We start from the raw sequence: 19,399 nt of genomic DNA on the forward strand, positions 1-19,399 counted from the left end.
CAAGAGCCACACATCAAAAAAGAACGTATTTATGAAACAGGACATTAGCTTGCCGGAGTTTACCGGGCAGGCAAACGTCTGTATATGTATATACAAATTACGCACGATGAGGTTGAACCATGTCCGCCTTCTTTGCCGAACGCGCGCTGCTGCCTAGTGGATGGGCCAATGATGTACGTCTTGAAGTCGACGCCCAAGGCGTCCTGACCCATATCCAGGCCGGCTCCCACGCAGACGGCGCCGAACGGCTGGACGGTCCGCTCTTACCGGGCATGCCGAACCTGCACTCCCATGCGTTCCAACGGGCCATGGCCGGGCTTGCCGAAGTGGCGGGAAATCCCAACGACAGCTTCTGGACCTGGCGCGACCTGATGTACCGCCTGGTCGGAAAAATCAGCCCCGATCAACTCGGCACCATCGCCCGACAGCTGTACATCGAAATGCTCAAGGCCGGTTATACCTCGGTCGCCGAATTCCATTACGTTCACCACGACACCGACGGCACGCCTTACGCCGATCCGGCGGAGCTGGCGTTGCGCATCAGTCACGCCGCCAACAGCGCCGGCATCGGCCTGACCCTGCTGCCGGTGCTCTACAGTCATTCCGGTTTTGGTGGCCAGGCGCCCAACGACGGGCAGCGGCGCTTCATCAACAGCACCGAAAGCTACTTGAAGCTTCAGTCCCGCTTGCAACCGATCCTGGCCGGGCAGCCGCTACAGGCCCTGGGGCTGTGTTTCCATTCCCTGCGCGCCGTGACACCCGGACAGATCCAAGAGGTATTGGCCGCCAGCGACGCCCACTGCCCGGTGCATATCCACATTGCCGAGCAGCAGAAGGAAGTCGACGACTGCCTGAGCTGGAGCGGTGCCCGTCCGCTGCAATGGTTGTACGAAAACACCGAAGTGGACCAACGCTGGTGCCTGGTCCACGCCACCCACGCCAACGCCCAGGAGGTCAGCCTCATGGCCAGGAGCCGGGCGATTGCCGGCCTGTGCCTGACCACCGAAGCCAACCTGGGCGACGGTATTTTCCCGGCCGTGGACTACCTCGCCCAAGGCGGGCGCCTGGGGATCGGCTCCGACAGCCATGTGTCATTGAGCGTGGTGGAAGAACTGCGTTGGCTGGAGTACGGCCAGCGCCTGCGGGATCAACGACGTAACCGTCTGTACCGGGCCGATCAGCCGATGGTCGGCCGCACGTTGTTCGATGCGGCGCTGGAAGGTGGCGCCCAGGCGCTGGGGCAACCCATCGGCGGCCTCGAAGTCGGCAAGCGTGCCGACTGGCTGATACTCGATGGCAACGACCCTTACCTGGCCACGGCCCAGGGCGACGGCATTCTCAATCGCTGGTTGTTTGCCGGTGGGGATCGTCAGGTGCGGGATGTCATGGTAGGCGGGAAATGGGTGGTGCGTGACGGGCATCACGCCGCAGAAGAGGACAGCGCCCGGGCGTTTACCCAGGTATTGCGCGAACTTCTAGACTGATCGCTGTGGGAGCGAGCCTGCTCGCGATGAGGCCTCTACATTCAACAGAGATGTTGACTGAAGGACCGTCATCGCGAGCAGGCTCGCTCCCGCAGGGGTTGTTTCCTGGCGAGTCAATCCGAGGTCTTGGCCATCTGCCGGTCCGACGCACGCCAGATCAACCGAGTCGTGTCATAGCCCTGCTGGCGTGCCTTGCTCAGCAGTTCTTCGCGCACCACACTGTTGACCGTCGGCGTACGGGACAACAGCCACATGTAGCGCCGACTCGGGTCGCCAACGATGGCGGTCTTGTAGTCATCGCTGACGTACAACACCCAATATTGTCCCTTCGACACACCCGGCAGGATCCGCGAGGCCCAGGTGTCGAACTCGACCCAGAGCTTGTCGGTCTTGCCCGGTACCTGGGGCGTGGCGGTGCCCTTGGCTTCTTCCCACTTCCAGTCAGAGGTCAGGCAGCGATTGAACACACCCATGTTGCCGTCAGGCTTGAGGGTGTAATGGGCTTCCGATTGCGCACAGTTGCGCTGGAAATACATTGGCAGGCGGGCCAACTCGTACCAGGTCCCTTGGTAACGCTTGAGATTGACGCTGTTGACGGTCTTGGGCGCCAACGGGTCTTCGCCAGAAGTGGCACAGCCGGCCAATACCAGGCCGGCTAAAAGCACTAACAATAACCGCATCATTATTTTTCTCCCGTGGGCACGTGGCCCCGGTTTACTTCAGGCCTTGGCCGGAAAACATCAACACCTTCTCACCGGCATACTGCACGCTGATAAAGCTTTTCTGGTCGCCCCAAGTGCAACTGGACATGCCGAGCGCGCCCGAACAGTCGGTCGGTTTTCCCAGCAACGTTTCGACTTCGGCCTTGGACATGCCGGCTGACAGCTTCGAATAGTTTTCCTGGTTGACCTTGCTGCATGCGGTCAACAAGACACACAAAGACAACATCGCGATAGATCGCAGGGACATCGTGAAACTCCTGGAGCGGAAAGGAGGTGGCAGGGTGCCAACCTGAAGCTTAGAAGTGAAAACCCCTATCTGGTTCCCCGGGGAACCCGGTATTTATTGGGGTAAAAGTGGGTAGTTCGTCGGTAAATCAAGCAGTTTGTGACAGCGTCGTGCATTTCGTCGGGTTTGCCGCTCTGGCGCCTGAACTCTGGCGGTTGCGGGCCGATAAAAAGAACAGCGCGAAACCCTGCCTTATGGCAAATTGACGCCCCTTCCTGACCAGCTCCTATGCGGTAGCGCTCTTAATGACCAGAAACATGAAATTCAGCCACAAAATCCTGCTGGCCGCAGCCCTTGTGGTAGCCGTTGCGTTCGCCTGTTTCATCCTGTTCAACGACTACCGTCAGCGTCAAAGCCTGCACAACAGCACCGAAACGTCCATGCAGGAACTCGGCAACCTGACCAGCCGTAACATTCAGACGTGGGTCGAAGGGCGTATCCAGTTGCTGCAATCCCTGGCCCAGCAGATCGCCATCGACGGCAACAGCGCTGCCAGCCTCAAGCGGGCCATCGACCTGCCCGCCTATACCGGCAACTTCCAGCTCAGCTACTTCGGTGGCGTCGACGGCGTGATGTTCTCGGTGCCGGCCGGTAATCGCGCGCCCGACTACGACCCTCGCGCCCGTGGCTGGTACAAGGCCGCCAACAGCGCACAGCAAACCATTGTCACCGAACCCTACATTGCCGCCTCGTCGGGCAAACTGGTGATCACCGTCGCGACCCCGGTACAACGTCAGAACCAGATGATCGGCGTGGCGGGTGCGGACATCGACCTGTCGAGCGTCAGCGCCATCATCAACTCGCTGAACTTCGGCGGCCACGGCCATGCATTCATCGTCAGCGCCGATGGCAAGATCCTGATCCATCCCGACAGTAAACGTATCCTCAAGACCCTGGCCGAGGCCTACCCCAACGGTGCCCCTCAAGTCAGCCCGGGCATGAAGGAAGTCGAACTCGACGGCAAGACCCAGTTCATCTCCTTCACCCGGGTCAATGGCGTGCCAGGCGCAGACTGGTACGTGGCACTGGTGCTCGACAAGGACACCGCGCTGGCCATGCTCAGCGAGTTCCGTACCTCGGCGCTGATCGCCATGATCATTGCCGTGGTCTTCATCATCGCCCTGCTGGGCATGTTGATCCGCGTGCTGATGCAACCGTTGCTGACCATGGGCCGTGCGATGCACGACATCGCCGAAGGTGAAGGCGACCTGACCCGCCGCCTGACCATCCACGGCCAGGATGAATTCGGCGCCCTGGGTACCTCCTTCAACCGTTTCGTCGAGCGCATCCACACCTCGATCCGTGAAGTGGCCTCGGCCACCGGCCAGGTCAACGAAGTGGCGCTACGCGTGGTCAGCGCCTCCAACTCATCGATGTTCAATTCCGACCAGCAAGCCTCGCGCACCAGCAGCGTAGCGGCGGCCATCAACCAGCTCGGCGCCGCTGCCCAGGAAATCGCCCAGAACGCCGCCCTCGCTTCGCAACACTCCAGCGAAGCCCGAAACCTGGCCGAAGACGGTCAGCAGGTGGTGGATAAGACCATCGCTGCCATGCAGCAGCTGTCGGCCAAGATCAGCGATTCGTGCGGCAACATCGAAACCCTGAACAGCAACACGGTGAACATCGGCCAGATCCTCGAAGTCATCACCAGCATTTCCCAGCAGACCAACCTGCTCGCCCTCAACGCAGCCATCGAAGCAGCCCGCGCGGGTGAAGCCGGGCGCGGATTTGCCGTGGTAGCCGATGAAGTGCGCAACCTGGCCCACCGCACCCAGGATTCGGCGCAGCAAGTGCAGAAAATGATCGAAGAGTTGCAAGTCGGCGCACGGGAAGCGGTGCTGACCATGACCGACAGCCAGCGCCAGAGCGAAAGCAGCGTCGGCATCGCCAACCAGGCCGGCGAGCGCCTGGGCAGCGTGACCCAGCGCATCGGCGAAATCGACGGCATGAACCAGTCCGTGGCCACCGCCACCGAAGAACAGACCGCCGTGGTGGAGTCGATCAACGTCGACATCAGCGAGATCAACACGCTGAACCAGGAAGGTGTGGAAAACCTGCAAGCCACGTTGCGGGCCTGTACCGACCTCGAACAGCAGGCGGCGCGGTTGAAGCAGTTGGTGGGCAGCTTCCGGATCTAGTGCTCTTGCGGGCCGACGGTGGCGGTGTAAAGCGCACCGATCAGTTCAGCCTGACGTGAGACTGAATTAAGACTAAACTCAGTCTCACTCAACCCGTCGAGACTCATGCCCATGAAGCTGTCATCCCAAATCAAACCCATCAGTTACTTGAAGAGCAACACCGCCGAAATCGTCAAGACCATCACCGAAAGCAGGGAGCCGCTGATCATTACCCAGAATGGAGAAGCCAAACTGGTGGTCATGGATGTGAAAAGCTTTGAAGAGCAAGAAGATACGATGGCTCTGTTAAAGCTGCTGGCTATGGGGAACCAGGAAATTGAAAAAGGTCAGTTTCGTGAGGCCGAAGAGGTCTTCGCAGACCTGGACAGGACCGACCTTCAATGAGTTTAAAGGTTGTCATTCTTCAATCAGCTGAAATGGATCTTAAAGAGCTTCGCCTTTATCTGATCGAACGGTTTTCTTTCCAAACGTGGCAAAACACCTATGCCAGCCTGAAAACAGCGATTCGCCATCTGACAACACAGCCTTATGCTGGATCAATTCCGCAAGAAATCGAAAGGCTGAATCTCGGTCAGTATCGGCAAATTCTTTCAGGTATGAATCGGATTATTTATGAGGTGAGAAGCCAAACAATCTATATCCACATCATCGCCGATAGCCGCAAGAATCTCCCTGCTTTGCTTATGAAACGATTGCTTCGAAGCAATAACAATCCGTAGGTCGCTAAAATCGCGATCCAGGCCCCTTCAAGAACTCCACTTCCTCAGCCGTAGACTCCCGCCCCAACACCCCATTGCGATGGGGAAATCGTCCAAACCGGGCAATGATTTTCTGATGCCGTTCGGCATAGTCCAGGTTGCTTTCGAACACCGCCCGATCCGCTTCCGGCTGCTCTCGCACCAGGTCGATAAAACGAGACACGGCCTCGTTCTGCACGGCGAGGTTTTCGCAGTGTTCGAGCACCAGATAGATGAATACGCGCTGGATGGGTTTGAGCTGCCGGTCGAAACCCGCCGCCAGCCCCTGGGCCACCAACGCTTGGGCGCGAAGATCGCCGGAGAAAGCCTTGGGTGTGTCGCGAAAGATCATCCGCGGGAACTGGTCGAGCAATATCACCAGGGCCAGCCAACCTTCCGGGTGTTGCGCCCAGTCGGTCAATCCACCGGCCAGAGCCTGATCGACCTGATCGCCAAAACGCTCGCGCGCCTGGCGATCATGGTGTTTGCCGAACCACAGCTTGTTCTTTTCAGCCGCTATTTCGTCCGGTGTCTCGGCTGAACCAAACCACCAATCGAGCAACGGCTGCCAAGGCTCGGCCATGATTTATTCCTTGTGGTAGGCCGTGGCGCGGGCCACTTCTTCCTTCGAACCGAGGAACACCGCCACGCGCTGGTGCAGGCCTTCAGGCTTGATGTCGAGGATGCGCTGGTGACCATCGGTGGAAGCGCCGCCGGCCTGTTCCACCAGGAACGACATCGGGTTGGCTTCGTACATCAGGCGCAGTTTGCCCGGCTTGGTCGGCTCGCGGCTGTCGCGTGGGTACATGAACAGGCCGCCGCGGTTCAGGATGCGGTGGACGTCGGCAACCATCGCGGCCACCCAGCGCATGTTGTAGTTCTTTTTCAACGGGCCTTCTTCACCGGCCAGCAATTCGCCGACGTAGCGCTGTACCGGGGCTTCCCAGTGGCGCTGGTTGGACATGTTGATGGCGAATTCCTGGGTGGTTTCAGGAATGGTGATGTTCTCGTGGGTCAGCACGAAGCTGCCCATTTCACGGTCCAGGGTGAAACCCTTGACGCCGTCGCCCAGGGTCAGCACCAACATGGTCTGCGGACCGTAGATGGCATAGCCGGCGGCCACTTGTTGGGTGCCTGGCTGCAGGAAGGCCTTTTCGTTCAGGGCTTCGTTCTGGCTCAGGTACTCGTTCGGGCAACGCAATACCGAGAAGATGGTGCCGACCGGGGCGTTGATGTCGATGTTCGACGAACCGTCCAGGGGGTCGAATACCAGCAGGTAGGCACCCTTGGGGTATTTGCCCGGGATCTGGTAGGCATTGTCCATTTCCTCGGACGCCATGCCGGCCAGGTGACCGCCCCACTCGTTGGCTTCGAGCAGGATCTCGTTGGAGATCACGTCGAGTTTCTTCTGCACTTCGCCTTGCACGTTTTCGGTGCCCATGCTGCCCAGGACACCACCCAGCGCGCCTTTGGATACGGCGTGGCTGATTTCCTTACAGGCACGCGCCACCACTTCGATCAAAAAGCGCAGATCGGCAGGGGTATTGTTGCTGCGGGTCTGCTCAATCAAATAGCGACTCAAGGTAACGCGAGACATGGACGGCTCCGAAGAATAGGGGGCGGAAAAACCAGCGCAGTTTAGCGCGTGTCGGGACTTAATTCCTCCTATGAGACGGGGAATGGCGGATTGAGTTCACAGAGTGGCGTCATCGCGAACAGGCTCGCTCCCACACTTGATCGGATTCTGTCAGGGGAAACGCAATCCAATGGGGGAGCGAGCCTGCTCGCGATGGGCGCGAAGCACCCGCCTTCAGGATTTGACCGGCGGCTTGCGCAGCAGACTGAACGCCATCGAGCCGAGGAACAACACGCTGAGCACCAGCACCGCCCACAGGCCGATTTTCTTCCAGTTGGTCCCGACGACGGCCGGCGCGGTTTCGGCCGCCGGCGTTGAAGTCGTAGGCCCATTCACCGTCGCCGCCCCCAGGGTCGCCAGGCGCGAAGGACGGTAATCGGGCACCAGCGTCGTCAGTGGCAGGCTGGCCGCCTTCACCGTCGCGCTACCCAGCGCCAGGCTGTAGGGCCCTTCGCCACGCGCGAGAAACACCACTTGGGTCGGGCGCACGGCAAAGCGCAGGGCCGGCGCTTCGGTACCAAGGCCACCGCCGCGCTCGTCCACCGTCAGCTTCAATTGCTGGACGGTCTGGCCGGACAACTGCAGTTGGTTCTGCACCACGTCCTGGCCATTCTGGGTCAACCGGTACAACAAGCCACTGCCCATCGGTTGCCACGGATGACTGCTCTCACGACGCCCGGCCAGGGTCACCGGTGCCAGGCTGTTGGCCTGGCTCAGCTCGACCTGCACTTCCTCGATATTCAGGCCCATGGGCAATTGCCAGGTGTATTCGCCGGCCTTCGCGGTGCTGCCGGCCAACGGCTGCGACCAGGCCAGCGGCAACGGCAGGCTTTCGCGGCTGGCGCTCTGCAACTGGGCTGAAGTCAGCACCGGCGCGGAAGACGGCGAATCCCACAACAACCGCAGGTAACGCGCCGACTGCCCCGGCAGGTTCACTTCATGCTGCTCGACCCGCTCATCGGCGAAGGTCAGGCGTGCCACCTGGCCTTCGCCCCAGGCCTGCCAGTTCTGCAGGTCGTCGCTGGCCTCGATGGTAAACCGCTGGAAGCCGTCGCGTTCGCTGGTCCAGTCGAGGATCAACTGCTGCAAGGGCGCCTTGATCGCGCTGGCATCCAGCAGCCAGCCGCGCAACTCTTCTTCCCCCGCCTCGAGCCGACTGGCCGGCTGGACTTCCACCAGCGTGCCGTTGGCGTTCGACTGCACCCGTACGCTGGGCGCGCGCTCGTTGTCATCGGCCGCGTTGTACAACGGGAACCATTTCACGTCGGTGACGGTGCGCTGTTCCCGGCTCTGCGCTGTCTCGCGGACCAGCGCATAGGCCTGGGGCTGCCCGGCCGCGTTGAAGACCCGCAGGTCGCTCAGGTCGGTCTGCCGCGCCTGCAGCTGGACCTCCAGTGGCAATGGCAGGCGATACCACGGTCCTTCGCCACTCAAGGTCAACGGCACCTGGTGGGCGAAGTCCGCCGGTTTTTCCTGGGCCGTAGCCGACAATGCCACCCACAACCCGACCACTCCCAGGCCGATCCGACTCAACTTGCGACTCAAGATGACACTCCCTCACTGACAGGCATCGGCGGCTCGGTCTCCGCAACCGTTTCCGGACGTTTGGGCGGCAGCGGTGCGAAGTAGCCCACCACCAGCAGCAATACACCCACGCCGATAAACGACACGATCCGCGCCAGGCCACCGCGGTTACTCAATTCGACAAAGAACAGCTTGGCCACCACCACGGCAATCAGCGCGGCACCGACCAGCCATACCTCGCGGCGATGCCGCAGGTGTCCGCCGATCATCAGGCCCAGGGCGATCAGGGTCCAGACCAGGGACAACCCGGCCTGCACGAACATGGATTCGAGCAGCGCATCGAGCTCGAACGGCACGTCCAGCCAATGGTGCGCGCTGCGCATCACCAGGGCGGTGAAGAATGCGAACAGCGAGACCCCGGCGACCAACTGGGCGACGTGTTCGGCATGGGCCCAACGGATCGCCAACTGCGCCAGCGCGCTGCGCGCCCATACGTAGACACCGAACAAGGCAAACAGCAAGCCCAGTTCCAACGGGTTGAGCAGCGGCACATACGGCAGCGGCTCGGCGACACCATTGCTGAAGGTGTTGGCCAGCCAGAACCACCCCAGCATCAACACGGCCAGGGGCGCCGCCGCGTAGACGCGGTACTCCCGCGGCTGGGCCGACACCGGCCACGGCCAGGCCCGCGGTGCGGCCATCAGCACCAGGTACAGGCTCGGCAGGATCGCCCAACCCAGCCAACGCCAGGCGTTGTATTGCTCGGACAACAGCAGCAGGCCATAACGCAGCTCCAGCGCCAGCACGCCGATCAACAACCAGCAACCCAGCACATGGGCGGTACTGCGGACCGGGTCCGGGAGCATCGAAGCCAAGCGCTTGAGCGACAGGAAATGCACACCGAACAGGATCAGCCAGGCCAGCCAGCCGAAATCCGCCGCCGGGTGGTAACGGCTGTGCCAGGTCGCGACCAGCACACCGCCCGCCGCAGGAATCAACAAAGTGCACAGCAAGCCGAGCGCTGGCCACCGCAAACGCAGCGCCAGAATCGTCCACGCCGCGACACTGAGCGCCGCGACAATCAGCAACAAGCTGCCCTGCAGATGGACCGGTGCGAAGCGCAGCACTTCGCTGACCCAGGTCAGTGCCCACCAACCGGCGCCCCAGATCAACAGCAGCTCGGACAAACGTTGCAAGCCCAGGGCCTCGAATACCGCCGCCGGATGGCCTCGCTGCAGTCGCCACGCCCCCACCAGTGCCGCCAGTCCCAGCACCATCGGCGTCCAGAAACCACTGTGGGCCAATGGCCGCAGCCCCTCGCCGTCGAGCGGTCCCAGCAAGGCCGGTCCCGCCACCAGGAATGCCGCACCGCCCAGCAGTTGCAGGAGCAGGCCGAACACGAAGCTCATGCGTTGTTTCAGGTACAGGCTCAGCCAGATGATCAACAGGCCACTGGCGGCCCATACGCCGCTGGCCGTTTGCCAGGGCAGGACGAACAGCACAGCGAGGTTGATCAAGGCCAGCCCCGCCAGCAACACCACCGACAAACCACGCAGCAACCGAACGTCGTTGCGCACCATTTCGTCGCGAGCGGCCAGTAACATGCCGCCGACCAAGGCCAGGCCGATCAACGAGGCACTGAGCAAGCCGCTCCAGCCGGCGGCGAACACCGCAGCCGAATCCCCTTCAGCGCCGCGCAAGCGCATCAGGAACAGCGCGCCCCCCAGCAGCTGCACGCCGAACGCCGTGAACAGGAAGGCGCGCGATTGCAGGCGCAGGCCGACGAACAGCGTCGCCAGCCCGGCCAACGCCCAGGCGATAGCCGTGCCGTGGGTGAAGAAAAACAGCGGCGCCAGCAGATAGAGCGAGCCCAGACCCAGCACAGCCAGCACCGGCAACACCTGGCGCTCCCAACTCGCGGTGTGCTCGGGCGGTGCCTTGCGCAGTTGATAGAAGCTGAACAGCAAGGCGACGCCAAGCATCAACGCCCCCAATGGTGCGCCCTCGAGCAGGCTGCTCTGGCCGATCTGCAACTCGCCGAAGAAAGCCCGCGCCGCGCCCAGCTGCAGCAACAAGGCAAACGCACGCGCCAATGGTCGCTGCTGACGCAGGCCCAGCCAGAAAATCCCCGCGCCTTCCACCGCCCATGCCGCCGTGGTCCAACGGGCATCGAGGCCCAGGGGAATCGCCAGGCTGGTAAAAATCACCCCCAGCGCCAGGCAGGTTTCGGCCAGCAACAGGGCACGGCCCTTCATCAACACACGGGCCAGCCCCATGTAGATCATGCCCAGGGCCAGGGCACTGAATGCCGCGGCCAGGTCCAGGAACATCACCAGCGTGAGCTGCAAGCCGAAGCCCACCAGCGGCGGGCCGAACAGCATCGTGCCGTCCACATAATCGCCCTTGCGCGCCGACCAGCGCAGCAGTGCTTCACGGCTGTCATCCTCGGGGCCGTCGCTCAGCTCCAGCAGTTTGCGCCGAGTGAACAACAAGCCAATCGCCAGGTACATGAGGAAGAAGACAATCAGGAACGGCTCGGTGCTGAAGAACAGTTCCGGGGAATACGAACGCAGGCCCCAGGCGATGCCGATACCGAAGGTGCCAACAAAACCGATCAGGTTAAGCAGGCGCCAGGCCTTGAACCAGGCAATCGCGAGGATGCCGGTATTGAGCAGGATGAAATAGCTGAACAGCGCGACATGGTTACCGCTGCCGGTGGAGGTCAGGATCGGCGCGGCAAAGCCGCCCAGGGCCGCGGCAGCCGCCAGCCCCAGAGCATTCTGGGTCACCGCCAGGATCGCCGAGAACACCGTGACCGCCACCAGCAACCCCAACGCGGCCTTCGAATCGAGCAGCGGGTGCAGGCGCATGGCAGCGAACACCGTCAGGTACAACACGGCAATGCCGGTGCCCTGGAGCATCAGCGCATAACTGTTGTTGCGCCGGCGCAGCCACCAGCCCAGGCCCAGCAGGCCCAACGCACTGGCCGCGACACCGGCGTAACGCAGTTCGATCGGCACCACCATGCCTTCGGTGGCATAGCGCAATAGAAACGCCAGGCCGAGGAACAGCAACAGCACACCGACCCGCAATACGGTATTGCCACCGAACAGCCAGTTGCGCGCAGCGGCCACGGCACGCTCGATGAAGCCGGGGCCGCGAGGGGCAGGCGGTGTGACCATCGGCTCCAGCGGCTCGGCTGCACGGGCCTCGCGCCGGGAGGAGGCGGGTGCGGGGGTCCAGATATCGTCGGGTAGCGGTTGGCTGGCTTGCGTGGCCATCGCGGGGGCCGGCGCCAGGTCAGGCGGTAGCTCCCAGACCAACTCCGGCTCGGGCTCTGGTTCTGCCTCGCTCCGGGCTTCGGGCTGCGGGGCCTGGGCCACGACGATCACGGGTACGGGTGCGGACACCGGCGCGCTCGGCGCCGACACCGTACCGCGCTCAAGCACGGCAAGACGTGCCTCCAGCGTCAGCAGGTTTTGCTGGGTCGCTTCGAGCAGACTCTGCTGTTTATCGGCCTGGGCCCCGAGACGGCGCAGTCGCAAGACCAGAGCGATGCCGAGCCCCGACAATGCGCCTATCAGCGCATCGGCGAATGACTCGTCCACCACCCAGCCGATTGCCAGGCCCAACAGCGTCAAAATCCATTGCATGGTTGATATCCCTGAGCGGCCCATTGCGGGCATGACCGGGGTGCTGCGGTGTCTGGCTCAGTCTAGTGGAACCCCCACAGAACCCACTCCCACATGGGTCATAAGGGCTTCCACTCTGAATCCGGCCACACAGCCCGGCGAAACTGGCGCTCAGTATATCGACGAAGCCCACTTGCCGTTGGGCTTCGCTCACATTTCTTACAGATGCTATTCCAGCGCTTTCCAGATGTCGGTGGCATATTCGCGGATGGTCCGGTCAGAGGAGAACCAGCCCATGCGTGCCGTGTTGAGCACTGCCGACCGCCACCACTGCTTGGAATCGTGCCACCGCTCTTCGACCTTGGCCTGGGCATTCCAGTAGGCGTCGAAATCGGCGCAGACCAGGAAGCGGTCATAGTCCACCAGCGAATCCACCAGGCCGGTATAGCGCATCGGATCGTCCGGGGAGAACACCCCGCCACGAATCGCCTGCAACACATCGCTGAGGCGATGGGACGCGGCGATGTCCGGTGCGGCGCTGAATTCACCGTTGCGCTTGCGCGCTTCCACCTGCTCGGCCGTCAGGCCGAAGATGAACATGTGCTCACCCCCCACCCGCTCATGCATTTCCACGTTGGCGCCGTCCATGGTGCCGATGGTCAATGCGCCGTTGAGGCCGAACTTCATGTTGCTGGTGCCCGACGCTTCGAAACCGGCCGTGGAGATCTGCTCCGACAAGTCCGCCGCCGGGATAATGCTTTCGGCCAGGCTGACGTTGTAGTTGGGCAGGAACACCACTTTGAGCAGGCCGCGCACGGTCGGGTCGTTGTTCACCACCCGGGCGATATCGTTGGTGAGCTTGATGATCAGCTTGGCCTGGTGATAACTGGCGGCGGCCTTGCCGGCGAAGATTTTCACCCGCGGCACCCAGTCCACTTCCGGCTCGGCACGAATCGCCTGGTACAGCGCCACGGTGTGCATCAGGTTGAGCAGCTGGCGCTTGTACTCGTGGATCCGCTTGACCTGCACGTCGAACATCGCCGCCGGGTTCACGGCAATGCCCAAGCGTTCATGGATCAGGTAGGCCAGGGCTTTCTTGCTGTGCAGCCGCTGTTCGGCGAACAGTTTGCGGAAGGCCTGCTTGTCGGCGAACGGCTCCAGCTCGATCAGGCGTTCCTCAGGGTTGTCGAGTACGCTCGGGCCCAGGGCATCGACCATCATCGAGGTCAGTTCCGAGTTGGCCTGGAACAACCAGCGGCGGAAGGTGACGCCGTTGGTCTTGTTGTTGATCCGCTCCGGGTAGAGCTTGTGCAGTTCCGAGAACACCGTGCTGCGCATCAGTTGCGTGTGCAACCCGGACACCCCGTTGACGCTGTGGGAGCCGAGGAACGCCAGGTTGCCCATGCGCACCCGTCGGCCGTTGTCTTCTTCGATCAGCGACACCGAGCGCAGCACGTCGAAATCGTGCACCCCCTTGGCCCGCAGCGAATCGATGTGCTGGGCGTTGATCAGGTAGATGATCTGCATGTGGCGCGGCAGCATGCGCTCCATCAACCCCACCGGCCAGGTTTCCAGGGCTTCGGGCAGCAACGTGTGGTTGGTGTACGACAGCGTATCCTGGGTGATCTGCCAGGCGGCGTCCCAGGCCACGTCGTAGACGTCCACCAGTTGACGCATCAGCTCGGCCACGGCGATGGACGGGTGGGTGTCGTTGAGCTGGATCGCCGCATGGTCGCCCAGGGTCAGTACCGAGGTGTGCATGTTGCGATGGCGGCGCAGCAGGTCCTGCAACGAGGCGGCGACGAAGAAATACTCCTGGCGCAGGCGCAGTTCCTGACCGGCTTCGGTGCTGTCGGCCGGGTAGAGCACACGGGAAATACTTTCGGCCCGGGCGACCTCGGCCACGGCACCGAGGTGGTCGCCGGCATTGAAGCGTTCCAGGTGCAGGTCTTCCACGGCCCGGGCGCGCCACAGGCGCAGGGTGTTCACGCTGGCTCCTCGCCAACCCACCACCGGGGTGTCATAGGCAATGGCCCGCACGGTTTCACCCGGAGACCAGACCTGGCGGGTTTTGCCAGTCTCATCGGTGACGGTCTCGACGCTACCGCCGAAGCCGATCGGGTAGACCACTTCAGGCCGTTCGAACTCCCACGGGTTGCCGAAATCCAACCAGTGCTCGGTCTGCTCCTGCTGCCAGCCATCGACGATCGCCTGGCGAAACAGGCCGTGCTCGTAACGAATGCCGTAGCCATGGCCGGCGATGCCGAGGGTCGACATGCTCTCCATGAAGCACGCCGCCAACCGACCGAGGCCACCGTTGCCCAACGCCGCGTCGGGCTCGAGCAGGCGGATGCGCTCCAGGTCCACGCCCAGTTCGGTCAGGGCTTCGCGAGCAGTGTCCAGCAGACCGAGGTTGCTCAGGCTGTCGTAGAGCAAGCGCCCGATGAGGAATTCCAGGGAGAGGTAGTAGACCCGCTTCTGGCCCTTGCGATAGATCTGTCGCGTGTGATCCATCCAGTGTTCGACCATGTGGTCGCGGGCTGCAAGGGCAATGGCTTCGAACCAATCGTGATCAAACGCATGATCCGGGTCCTTGCCGACGGCGTAAGTGAGTTTGGTCAACACAGCGTCGCGAAATGCGGCCACTTCGGCTTCGCGAACAAGTGGTTCTTGAGTCATGAATAAGACCTCGAACGAGCATGGAATTGTCTGAGCCTAGACGGTCTGACAGATGGCGAAGGCTCTTGGTTCGGTGGTTTTTCCCCCGATGCCGGAGAATTGCCGCCAGGAAATTGCCGATGGACGAATGAATGCAGGGCCCATGCCGTTCAAGGAAGGGTTTTGCCGGAACGAAAAAAAACCGGCGGATGGTCGTTCAAAATTTCACCAGTCCCGGTATGATCGCGCGCCCTGATGCATGCCGGTATACCTAGAATGATGAAGCCCAACCTGATCGCCGCCGCGGAGATCGACCGACTCGATACCTGGGCCAAATACTCCGCCCCGATGTGCGGTTCCTGCGTGTCGAGCTGCTGCACGCTCCCGGTCGAGGTCAAGATCAAGGACCTGATCCGGATTGGCATCGTCGACGAGTTCGAACTGGGCGACCCGCCGAAAAACATCGCCAAGCGCCTGCAAAAGGAAGGGATCGTCGAGCGTTACAACCAGAAGTCGGAGATCTTCACGCTCCAGCGCATGAGCAACAACGATTGCCTTTATCTGGACCGCAAGAGCCGGCTGTGCACCATTTACGAGAAACGCCCGGACACCTGCCGCAATCATCCACGGGTCGGCCCACGGCCGGGGTATTGCGCGTACAAGCCCAAGGAAGTGGAGCGCGAGCGTAATCCGCGGACGTTGGATCGGTTCTGATCGGTTGATTCTGCGGCGCCGGGTCTGGCGCCATCGCGAGCAGGCTCGCTCCCACATGGACGGTGCTGAACCGGTGGGAGCGAGCCTGCTCGCGATGAGGCCCGAATAGTCAGCACAAAATTCCAGGCACAAAAAAACGCCCCCGGTCTCACGACCGGGGGCGTTTTTCATTCAGCCGGGGCTAAACGATCAAGCCTTGGCTTTCTTGGCAGCGCGGGTACGCTCGCCTTCGTCCAGGATCTTCTTGCGCAGGCGGATCGACTTAGGCGTCACTTCGCACAGCTCGTCGTCCTGGATGAATTCCAGTGCCTGTTCCAGGGTGAAGCGAACAGGTGGAACCAGGGCGATGGTTTCGTCTTTACCCGAAGCACGCATGTTGTCGAGCTTCTTGCCCTTGGTAGGGTTGACGCCCAGGTCGTTGTCACGGCTGTTCAGACCTACGATCTGGCCGTTGTAGATTTCCTGGCCGTGCTCGACGAACAGCTTGCCACGCGCCTGGAGGGTTTCCAGGGAGTAGGTCAGCGCCTTGCCGGTTTCTACCGATACCAGGACGCCGTTCTGACGGCCGGACATGTGACCGGACTTCATGGTGTCGTAGCGATCGAAGATCGAGGTCAGGATGCCAGCACCGTTGGTCAGGGTCAGGAACTGGTTACGGAAACCGATCAGGCCACGAGCCGGGATGTTGTACTCCAGGCGCACACGCCCTTTGCCATCCGGGGACATGTTGGTCAGGTCGCCCTTACGCAGGCCCATTTCTTCCATGACCTTGCCCTGGGATTCCTCTGGGATGTCGATGGTGACGTTCTCGAACGGTTCCTGCTTGTTGCCGTCGACGACGCGGATGATCACTTCCGGACGACCTACGGCCATTTCGAAGCCTTCGCGACGCATGGTTTCGATCAGTACCGAGAGGTGCAGCTCACCACGGCCGGAAACCTTGAACTTGTCGGCCGAGTCGCCTTCTTCAACGCGCAGGGCAACGTTGTACAGCAGCTCTTTGTCCAGACGCTCCTTGATGTTACGGGAAGTCACGAACTTGCCTTCCTTACCGCAGAATGGCGAGTCGTTGACCTGGAAGGTCATGGAAACGGTCGGCTCGTCGACGGTCAGCGGCTTCATCGCCTCGACCACGTTCGGGTCGCACAGGGTGTCGGAGATGAACAGCTCTTCGAAGCCGCTGATGCAGACGATGTCGCCGGCAGCCGCTTCCTCGACGTCCACACGGTGCAGACCGTGGTGACCCATCAGCTTCAGGATACGGCCGTTGCGCTTCTTGCCGTCGACGTCGATGGCGACGACCGGGGTGTTCGGCTTGACGCGACCACGGGCGATACGGCCAACACCGATCACACCCAGGAAGCTGTTGTAGTCCAGGGCCGAGATCTGCATCTGGAACGGACCGTCACGGTCAACGGCCGGCGCAGGTACGTTGTCGACGATCGACTGGTACAGCGGGGTCATGTCTTCAGCCATGTCGGTGTGGTCCAGACCGGCAATGCCGTTCAGGGCCGAAGCGTAGACGACCTGGAAGTCCAGTTGTTCGTCGGTGGCACCGAGGTTGTCGAACAGGTCGAAGATCTGGTCCAGAACCCAGTCAGGACGCGCGCCCGGGCGGTCGACCTTGTTGATCACGACGATCGGCTTGAGGCCGGCTTCGAAGGCTTTCTTGGTCACGAAGCGGGTTTGCGGCATAGGGCCGTCCTGGGCGTCGACCAGCAGCAGCACGGAGTCGACCATCGACATCACGCGCTCTACTTCACCACCGAAGTCGGCGTGGCCCGGGGTGTCCACGATGTTGATGTGGTAGCCGTTCCAGTTGATGGCGGTGTTTTTCGCCAGGATGGTAATACCACGCTCTTTTTCCTGGTCGTTGGAGTCCATCACGCGCTCGTCGTTGAGCTCGTTGCGCTCCAGGGTGCCGGATTGACGCAAGAGTTTGTCTACCAGGGTGGTCTTACCATGGTCAACGTGGGCAATGATGGCGATGTTGCGTAGATTTTCGATCACTTGTGTATCTCGATCAGAGGATTCGGTGTGCTGACAGGTCGTGGCAGCGATTTACGTTGAGTCCGACAAAGCCGCTACAGCTTGTCGACGGCGTCGGGGGGCCGGTGACGCAGGCCACAGGCAAACAGCCCCGGGCACTTAGCTCGGTCGATAAACGCGCACATTGGCATGCCCCTCACTGAGCAGATGGTGGACATGCAGGCGACTCATCACGCCTTTGTCGCAATACAGCAGGTACTGGCGAGTAGGGTCCAGTTCCTTGAAACGCGCGTTCACTGCATAGAACGGCATCGTTTGTACCTCGATACCGGCGACGCTCAACGGGTCGTCTTCAGCGTCGTCCGGGTGACGGATGTCGATGATGATCTGACCGGCCAGCGCTTCGCCGACTTCTTCAACCTTGATATCCTGGCCCAATTCGTCGATCACTCGATCGATCGGCACCAGCCTGGCGTTTTCGAGCGCACGCTCGAGTACCGCCATATCGAATTCTTTCTCTTCGTGCTCCACGCGTCCGCGCTTGGCGGCGGTCTTCGGGTTGACCGAGATGACGCCGCAGTATTCGGGCATGTGCCGGGCAAATTCGGCAGTGCCAATCGCGTTGGCCGTGTCGATGATGTCCTGCTTGTGGCTGGCGATCAGCGGACGCAACACGAGCTTTTCGGTGACGCAGTCGATGACCGACAGGTTCGGCAGCGTCTGGCTCGATACCTGGGAAATCGCTTCGCCGGTGACCAGCGCATCGATGTGCAGGCGGTCGGCGATGCTCGACGCGGCACGCAACATCATACGCTTCAAAATGACGCCCATATGACTGTCGTCGACTTTGCCGAGGATTTCCCCCAGGACTTCTTCGAACGGCACACTCACAAATAACACGCGTTGCGAGCTGCCGTACTTCTTCCAGATGAAGTGCGCCACTTCCATCACGCCCAGCTCATGGGCACGCCCGCCGAGGTTGAAGAAGCAGAAATGGCTCATCAGGCCGCGCCGCATGATCTGGTAGGCCGCGACCGTGGAGTCGAAGCCGCCGGACATCAGCACCAGCGTCTGCTCCAGGGCTCCCAGCGGATACCCACCGATGCCGTTGTGCTGGCTGTGGATGACAAACAACCGTTGGTCGCGAATTTCGATGCGTACTTCAACCTGCGGGTTTTTCAACGAAATACCAGCGGCACCGCACTGCTGGCGCAGCTGGCTGCCGACGTAGCGGTCCACATCCATCGAACTGAACGGATGCTTGCCCGCACGCTTGCAACGTACCGAGAAAATCTTGCCGGCCAACGCATCGCCATAATGCAGCTTGCACTTGGCGACGATGTCGTCGAAATCCCCCAGCGGATATTCATCCACCTGCAGGAAATGCGCGATGCCCGGCATGCAGGTCAGCCGCTCGGTCATTTCCTTCAGGATCCTGGGTTCGCTGACGCGGGTTTCCAGCTCGAGATTGTCCCACACGCCATTCACCACCACGACCGGGTCCAGATCACGGAGCACGGCACGGATGTTCTTGGCCAACTGCCGGATGAAACGCGTCCGGACCGGGCGGCTCTTGATGGTGATTTCGGGGAAGACTTTTACGATTAGTTTCATGAAAACAGCGCGCGAACGGCCAGCCGAAAAAGGGGGGCGCGGATTATAGCGGAAATTGCTCAAGGTTTGACCAATTAATGTGTGACTGGTTTTCAGCGCACCAAAACAGGTCACACGCCGCCCTATACGCTACATTACAGTGCACGATTGTCTGACAATCTACCGTTCAAGCCTTCAAAAGGCGTGGGTTTGGTGCAAAAAACCCAAGCTGGGGCACTGGCATGCAATTTGCTCCCTTGTGAGGCAGGTTGCCATGGCAGAGTAT

At 61.4% G+C, this 19,399-nt stretch carries 14 protein-coding genes; 5 read left to right on the plus strand and 9 right to left on the minus strand.

Annotated features, from left to right (window positions below):
- The first annotated feature begins 119 nt into the window (after positions 1-119).
- Complete coding sequence (locus tag N005_RS04440; RefSeq protein WP_047699777.1) at positions 120-1,484, plus strand: formimidoylglutamate deiminase; 1,365 nt, start codon at positions 120-122, stop codon at positions 1,482-1,484.
- Between the two features lie 113 nt (positions 1,485-1,597).
- Here the strand turns inward: N005_RS04440 and N005_RS04445 are convergent, their stop codons facing one another.
- Together N005_RS04445 and N005_RS04450 are read right to left on the minus strand one after the other, a co-directional pair.
- Complete coding sequence (locus tag N005_RS04445; RefSeq protein ID WP_047699779.1) at positions 1,598-2,167, minus strand: lipocalin family protein; 570 nt, start codon at positions 2,165-2,167, stop codon at positions 1,598-1,600.
- A 31-nt stretch (positions 2,168-2,198) separates the two neighbouring features.
- Entirely contained in the window at positions 2,199-2,453 is a 255-nt protein-coding gene (locus tag N005_RS04450; RefSeq protein ID WP_047699781.1) for an outer membrane protein assembly factor BamE domain-containing protein, read from the minus strand.
- 284 nt (positions 2,454-2,737) lie between these two features.
- On the opposite strand from N005_RS04450, the gene N005_RS04455 reads away from it, so the two are divergent.
- The 3 genes from N005_RS04455 (at position 2,738) to N005_RS04465 (ending at position 5,349) form a co-directional block, all read left to right on the plus strand.
- Positions 2,738-4,630: a methyl-accepting chemotaxis protein gene (locus N005_RS04455; protein ID WP_197678632.1), complete on the plus strand. Its 1,893-nt coding sequence runs from the start codon at positions 2,738-2,740 to the stop codon at positions 4,628-4,630.
- A gap of 111 nt (positions 4,631-4,741) precedes the next feature.
- A complete protein-coding gene (locus tag N005_RS04460) occupies positions 4,742-5,014 on the plus strand; it encodes a type II toxin-antitoxin system Phd/YefM family antitoxin (RefSeq protein ID WP_047699785.1) in 273 nt (90 codons plus the stop codon).
- On the plus strand, positions 5,011-5,349 hold the full coding sequence (locus N005_RS04465) for a type II toxin-antitoxin system RelE/ParE family toxin (protein WP_047699786.1): 339 nt from the start codon (positions 5,011-5,013) through the stop codon (positions 5,347-5,349). The genes N005_RS04460 and N005_RS04465 overlap by 4 nt, the downstream gene beginning before the upstream one ends.
- A gap of 4 nt (positions 5,350-5,353) precedes the next feature.
- On the opposite strand, the gene N005_RS04470 is transcribed toward N005_RS04465, so the two are convergent.
- The 5 genes from N005_RS04470 to N005_RS04490 all read right to left on the minus strand — a co-directional run bounded on the left by N005_RS04470 (position 5,354) and on the right by N005_RS04490 (position 14,838).
- Positions 5,354-5,950, minus strand: coding sequence for a DUF924 family protein (locus N005_RS04470; protein WP_047699788.1), 597 nt, complete (start codon positions 5,948-5,950; stop codon positions 5,354-5,356).
- Positions 5,951-5,953: 3 nt separating this feature from the next.
- Positions 5,954-6,964 carry a class 1 fructose-bisphosphatase gene (locus tag N005_RS04475; protein WP_024778079.1) on the minus strand — a complete coding sequence of 337 codons (1,011 nt, stop codon included), beginning with the start codon at positions 6,962-6,964 and terminating at the stop codon, positions 5,954-5,956.
- Between the two features lie 213 nt (positions 6,965-7,177).
- Positions 7,178-8,548 carry a DUF3999 domain-containing protein gene (locus N005_RS04480; protein ID WP_047699790.1) on the minus strand — a complete coding sequence of 457 codons (1,371 nt, stop codon included), beginning with the start codon at positions 8,546-8,548 and terminating at the stop codon, positions 7,178-7,180.
- Positions 8,545-12,180, minus strand: coding sequence for a DUF2339 domain-containing protein (locus N005_RS04485; RefSeq protein WP_047699792.1), 3,636 nt, complete (start codon positions 12,178-12,180; stop codon positions 8,545-8,547). Before N005_RS04485 ends, N005_RS04480 begins: the two co-directional genes overlap by 4 nt.
- Positions 12,181-12,387: 207 nt before the next feature.
- Positions 12,388-14,838, minus strand: a complete 2,451-nt coding sequence (locus N005_RS04490; protein WP_047699796.1) for a glycogen/starch/alpha-glucan phosphorylase — start codon at positions 14,836-14,838, stop codon at positions 12,388-12,390.
- A gap of 255 nt (positions 14,839-15,093) precedes the next feature.
- Between N005_RS04490 and N005_RS04495 the strand changes: the two genes are divergently transcribed.
- Positions 15,094-15,531, plus strand: a complete 438-nt coding sequence (locus N005_RS04495; protein ID WP_024778075.1) for a YkgJ family cysteine cluster protein — start codon at positions 15,094-15,096, stop codon at positions 15,529-15,531.
- A 189-nt stretch (positions 15,532-15,720) separates the two neighbouring features.
- Here N005_RS04495 and typA read toward each other — a convergent pair whose 3' ends face one another.
- Together typA and thiI are read right to left on the minus strand one after the other, a co-directional pair.
- Positions 15,721-17,541, minus strand: a complete 1,821-nt coding sequence (gene typA, locus N005_RS04500; RefSeq protein WP_047699798.1) for a translational GTPase TypA — start codon at positions 17,539-17,541, stop codon at positions 15,721-15,723.
- A 138-nt stretch (positions 17,542-17,679) separates the two neighbouring features.
- Positions 17,680-19,134 (minus strand): tRNA uracil 4-sulfurtransferase ThiI, encoded by a 1,455-nt coding sequence (thiI, locus tag N005_RS04505; RefSeq protein ID WP_047699800.1) that lies wholly within the window; start codon positions 19,132-19,134, stop codon positions 17,680-17,682.
- Between the last annotated feature and the right edge of the window lie 265 nt (positions 19,135-19,399).

The sequence above is a fragment of the Pseudomonas mediterranea CFBP 5447 genome, from assembly GCF_000774145.1.
Lineage (GTDB): Bacteria > Pseudomonadota > Gammaproteobacteria > Pseudomonadales > Pseudomonadaceae > Aquipseudomonas > Aquipseudomonas mediterranea.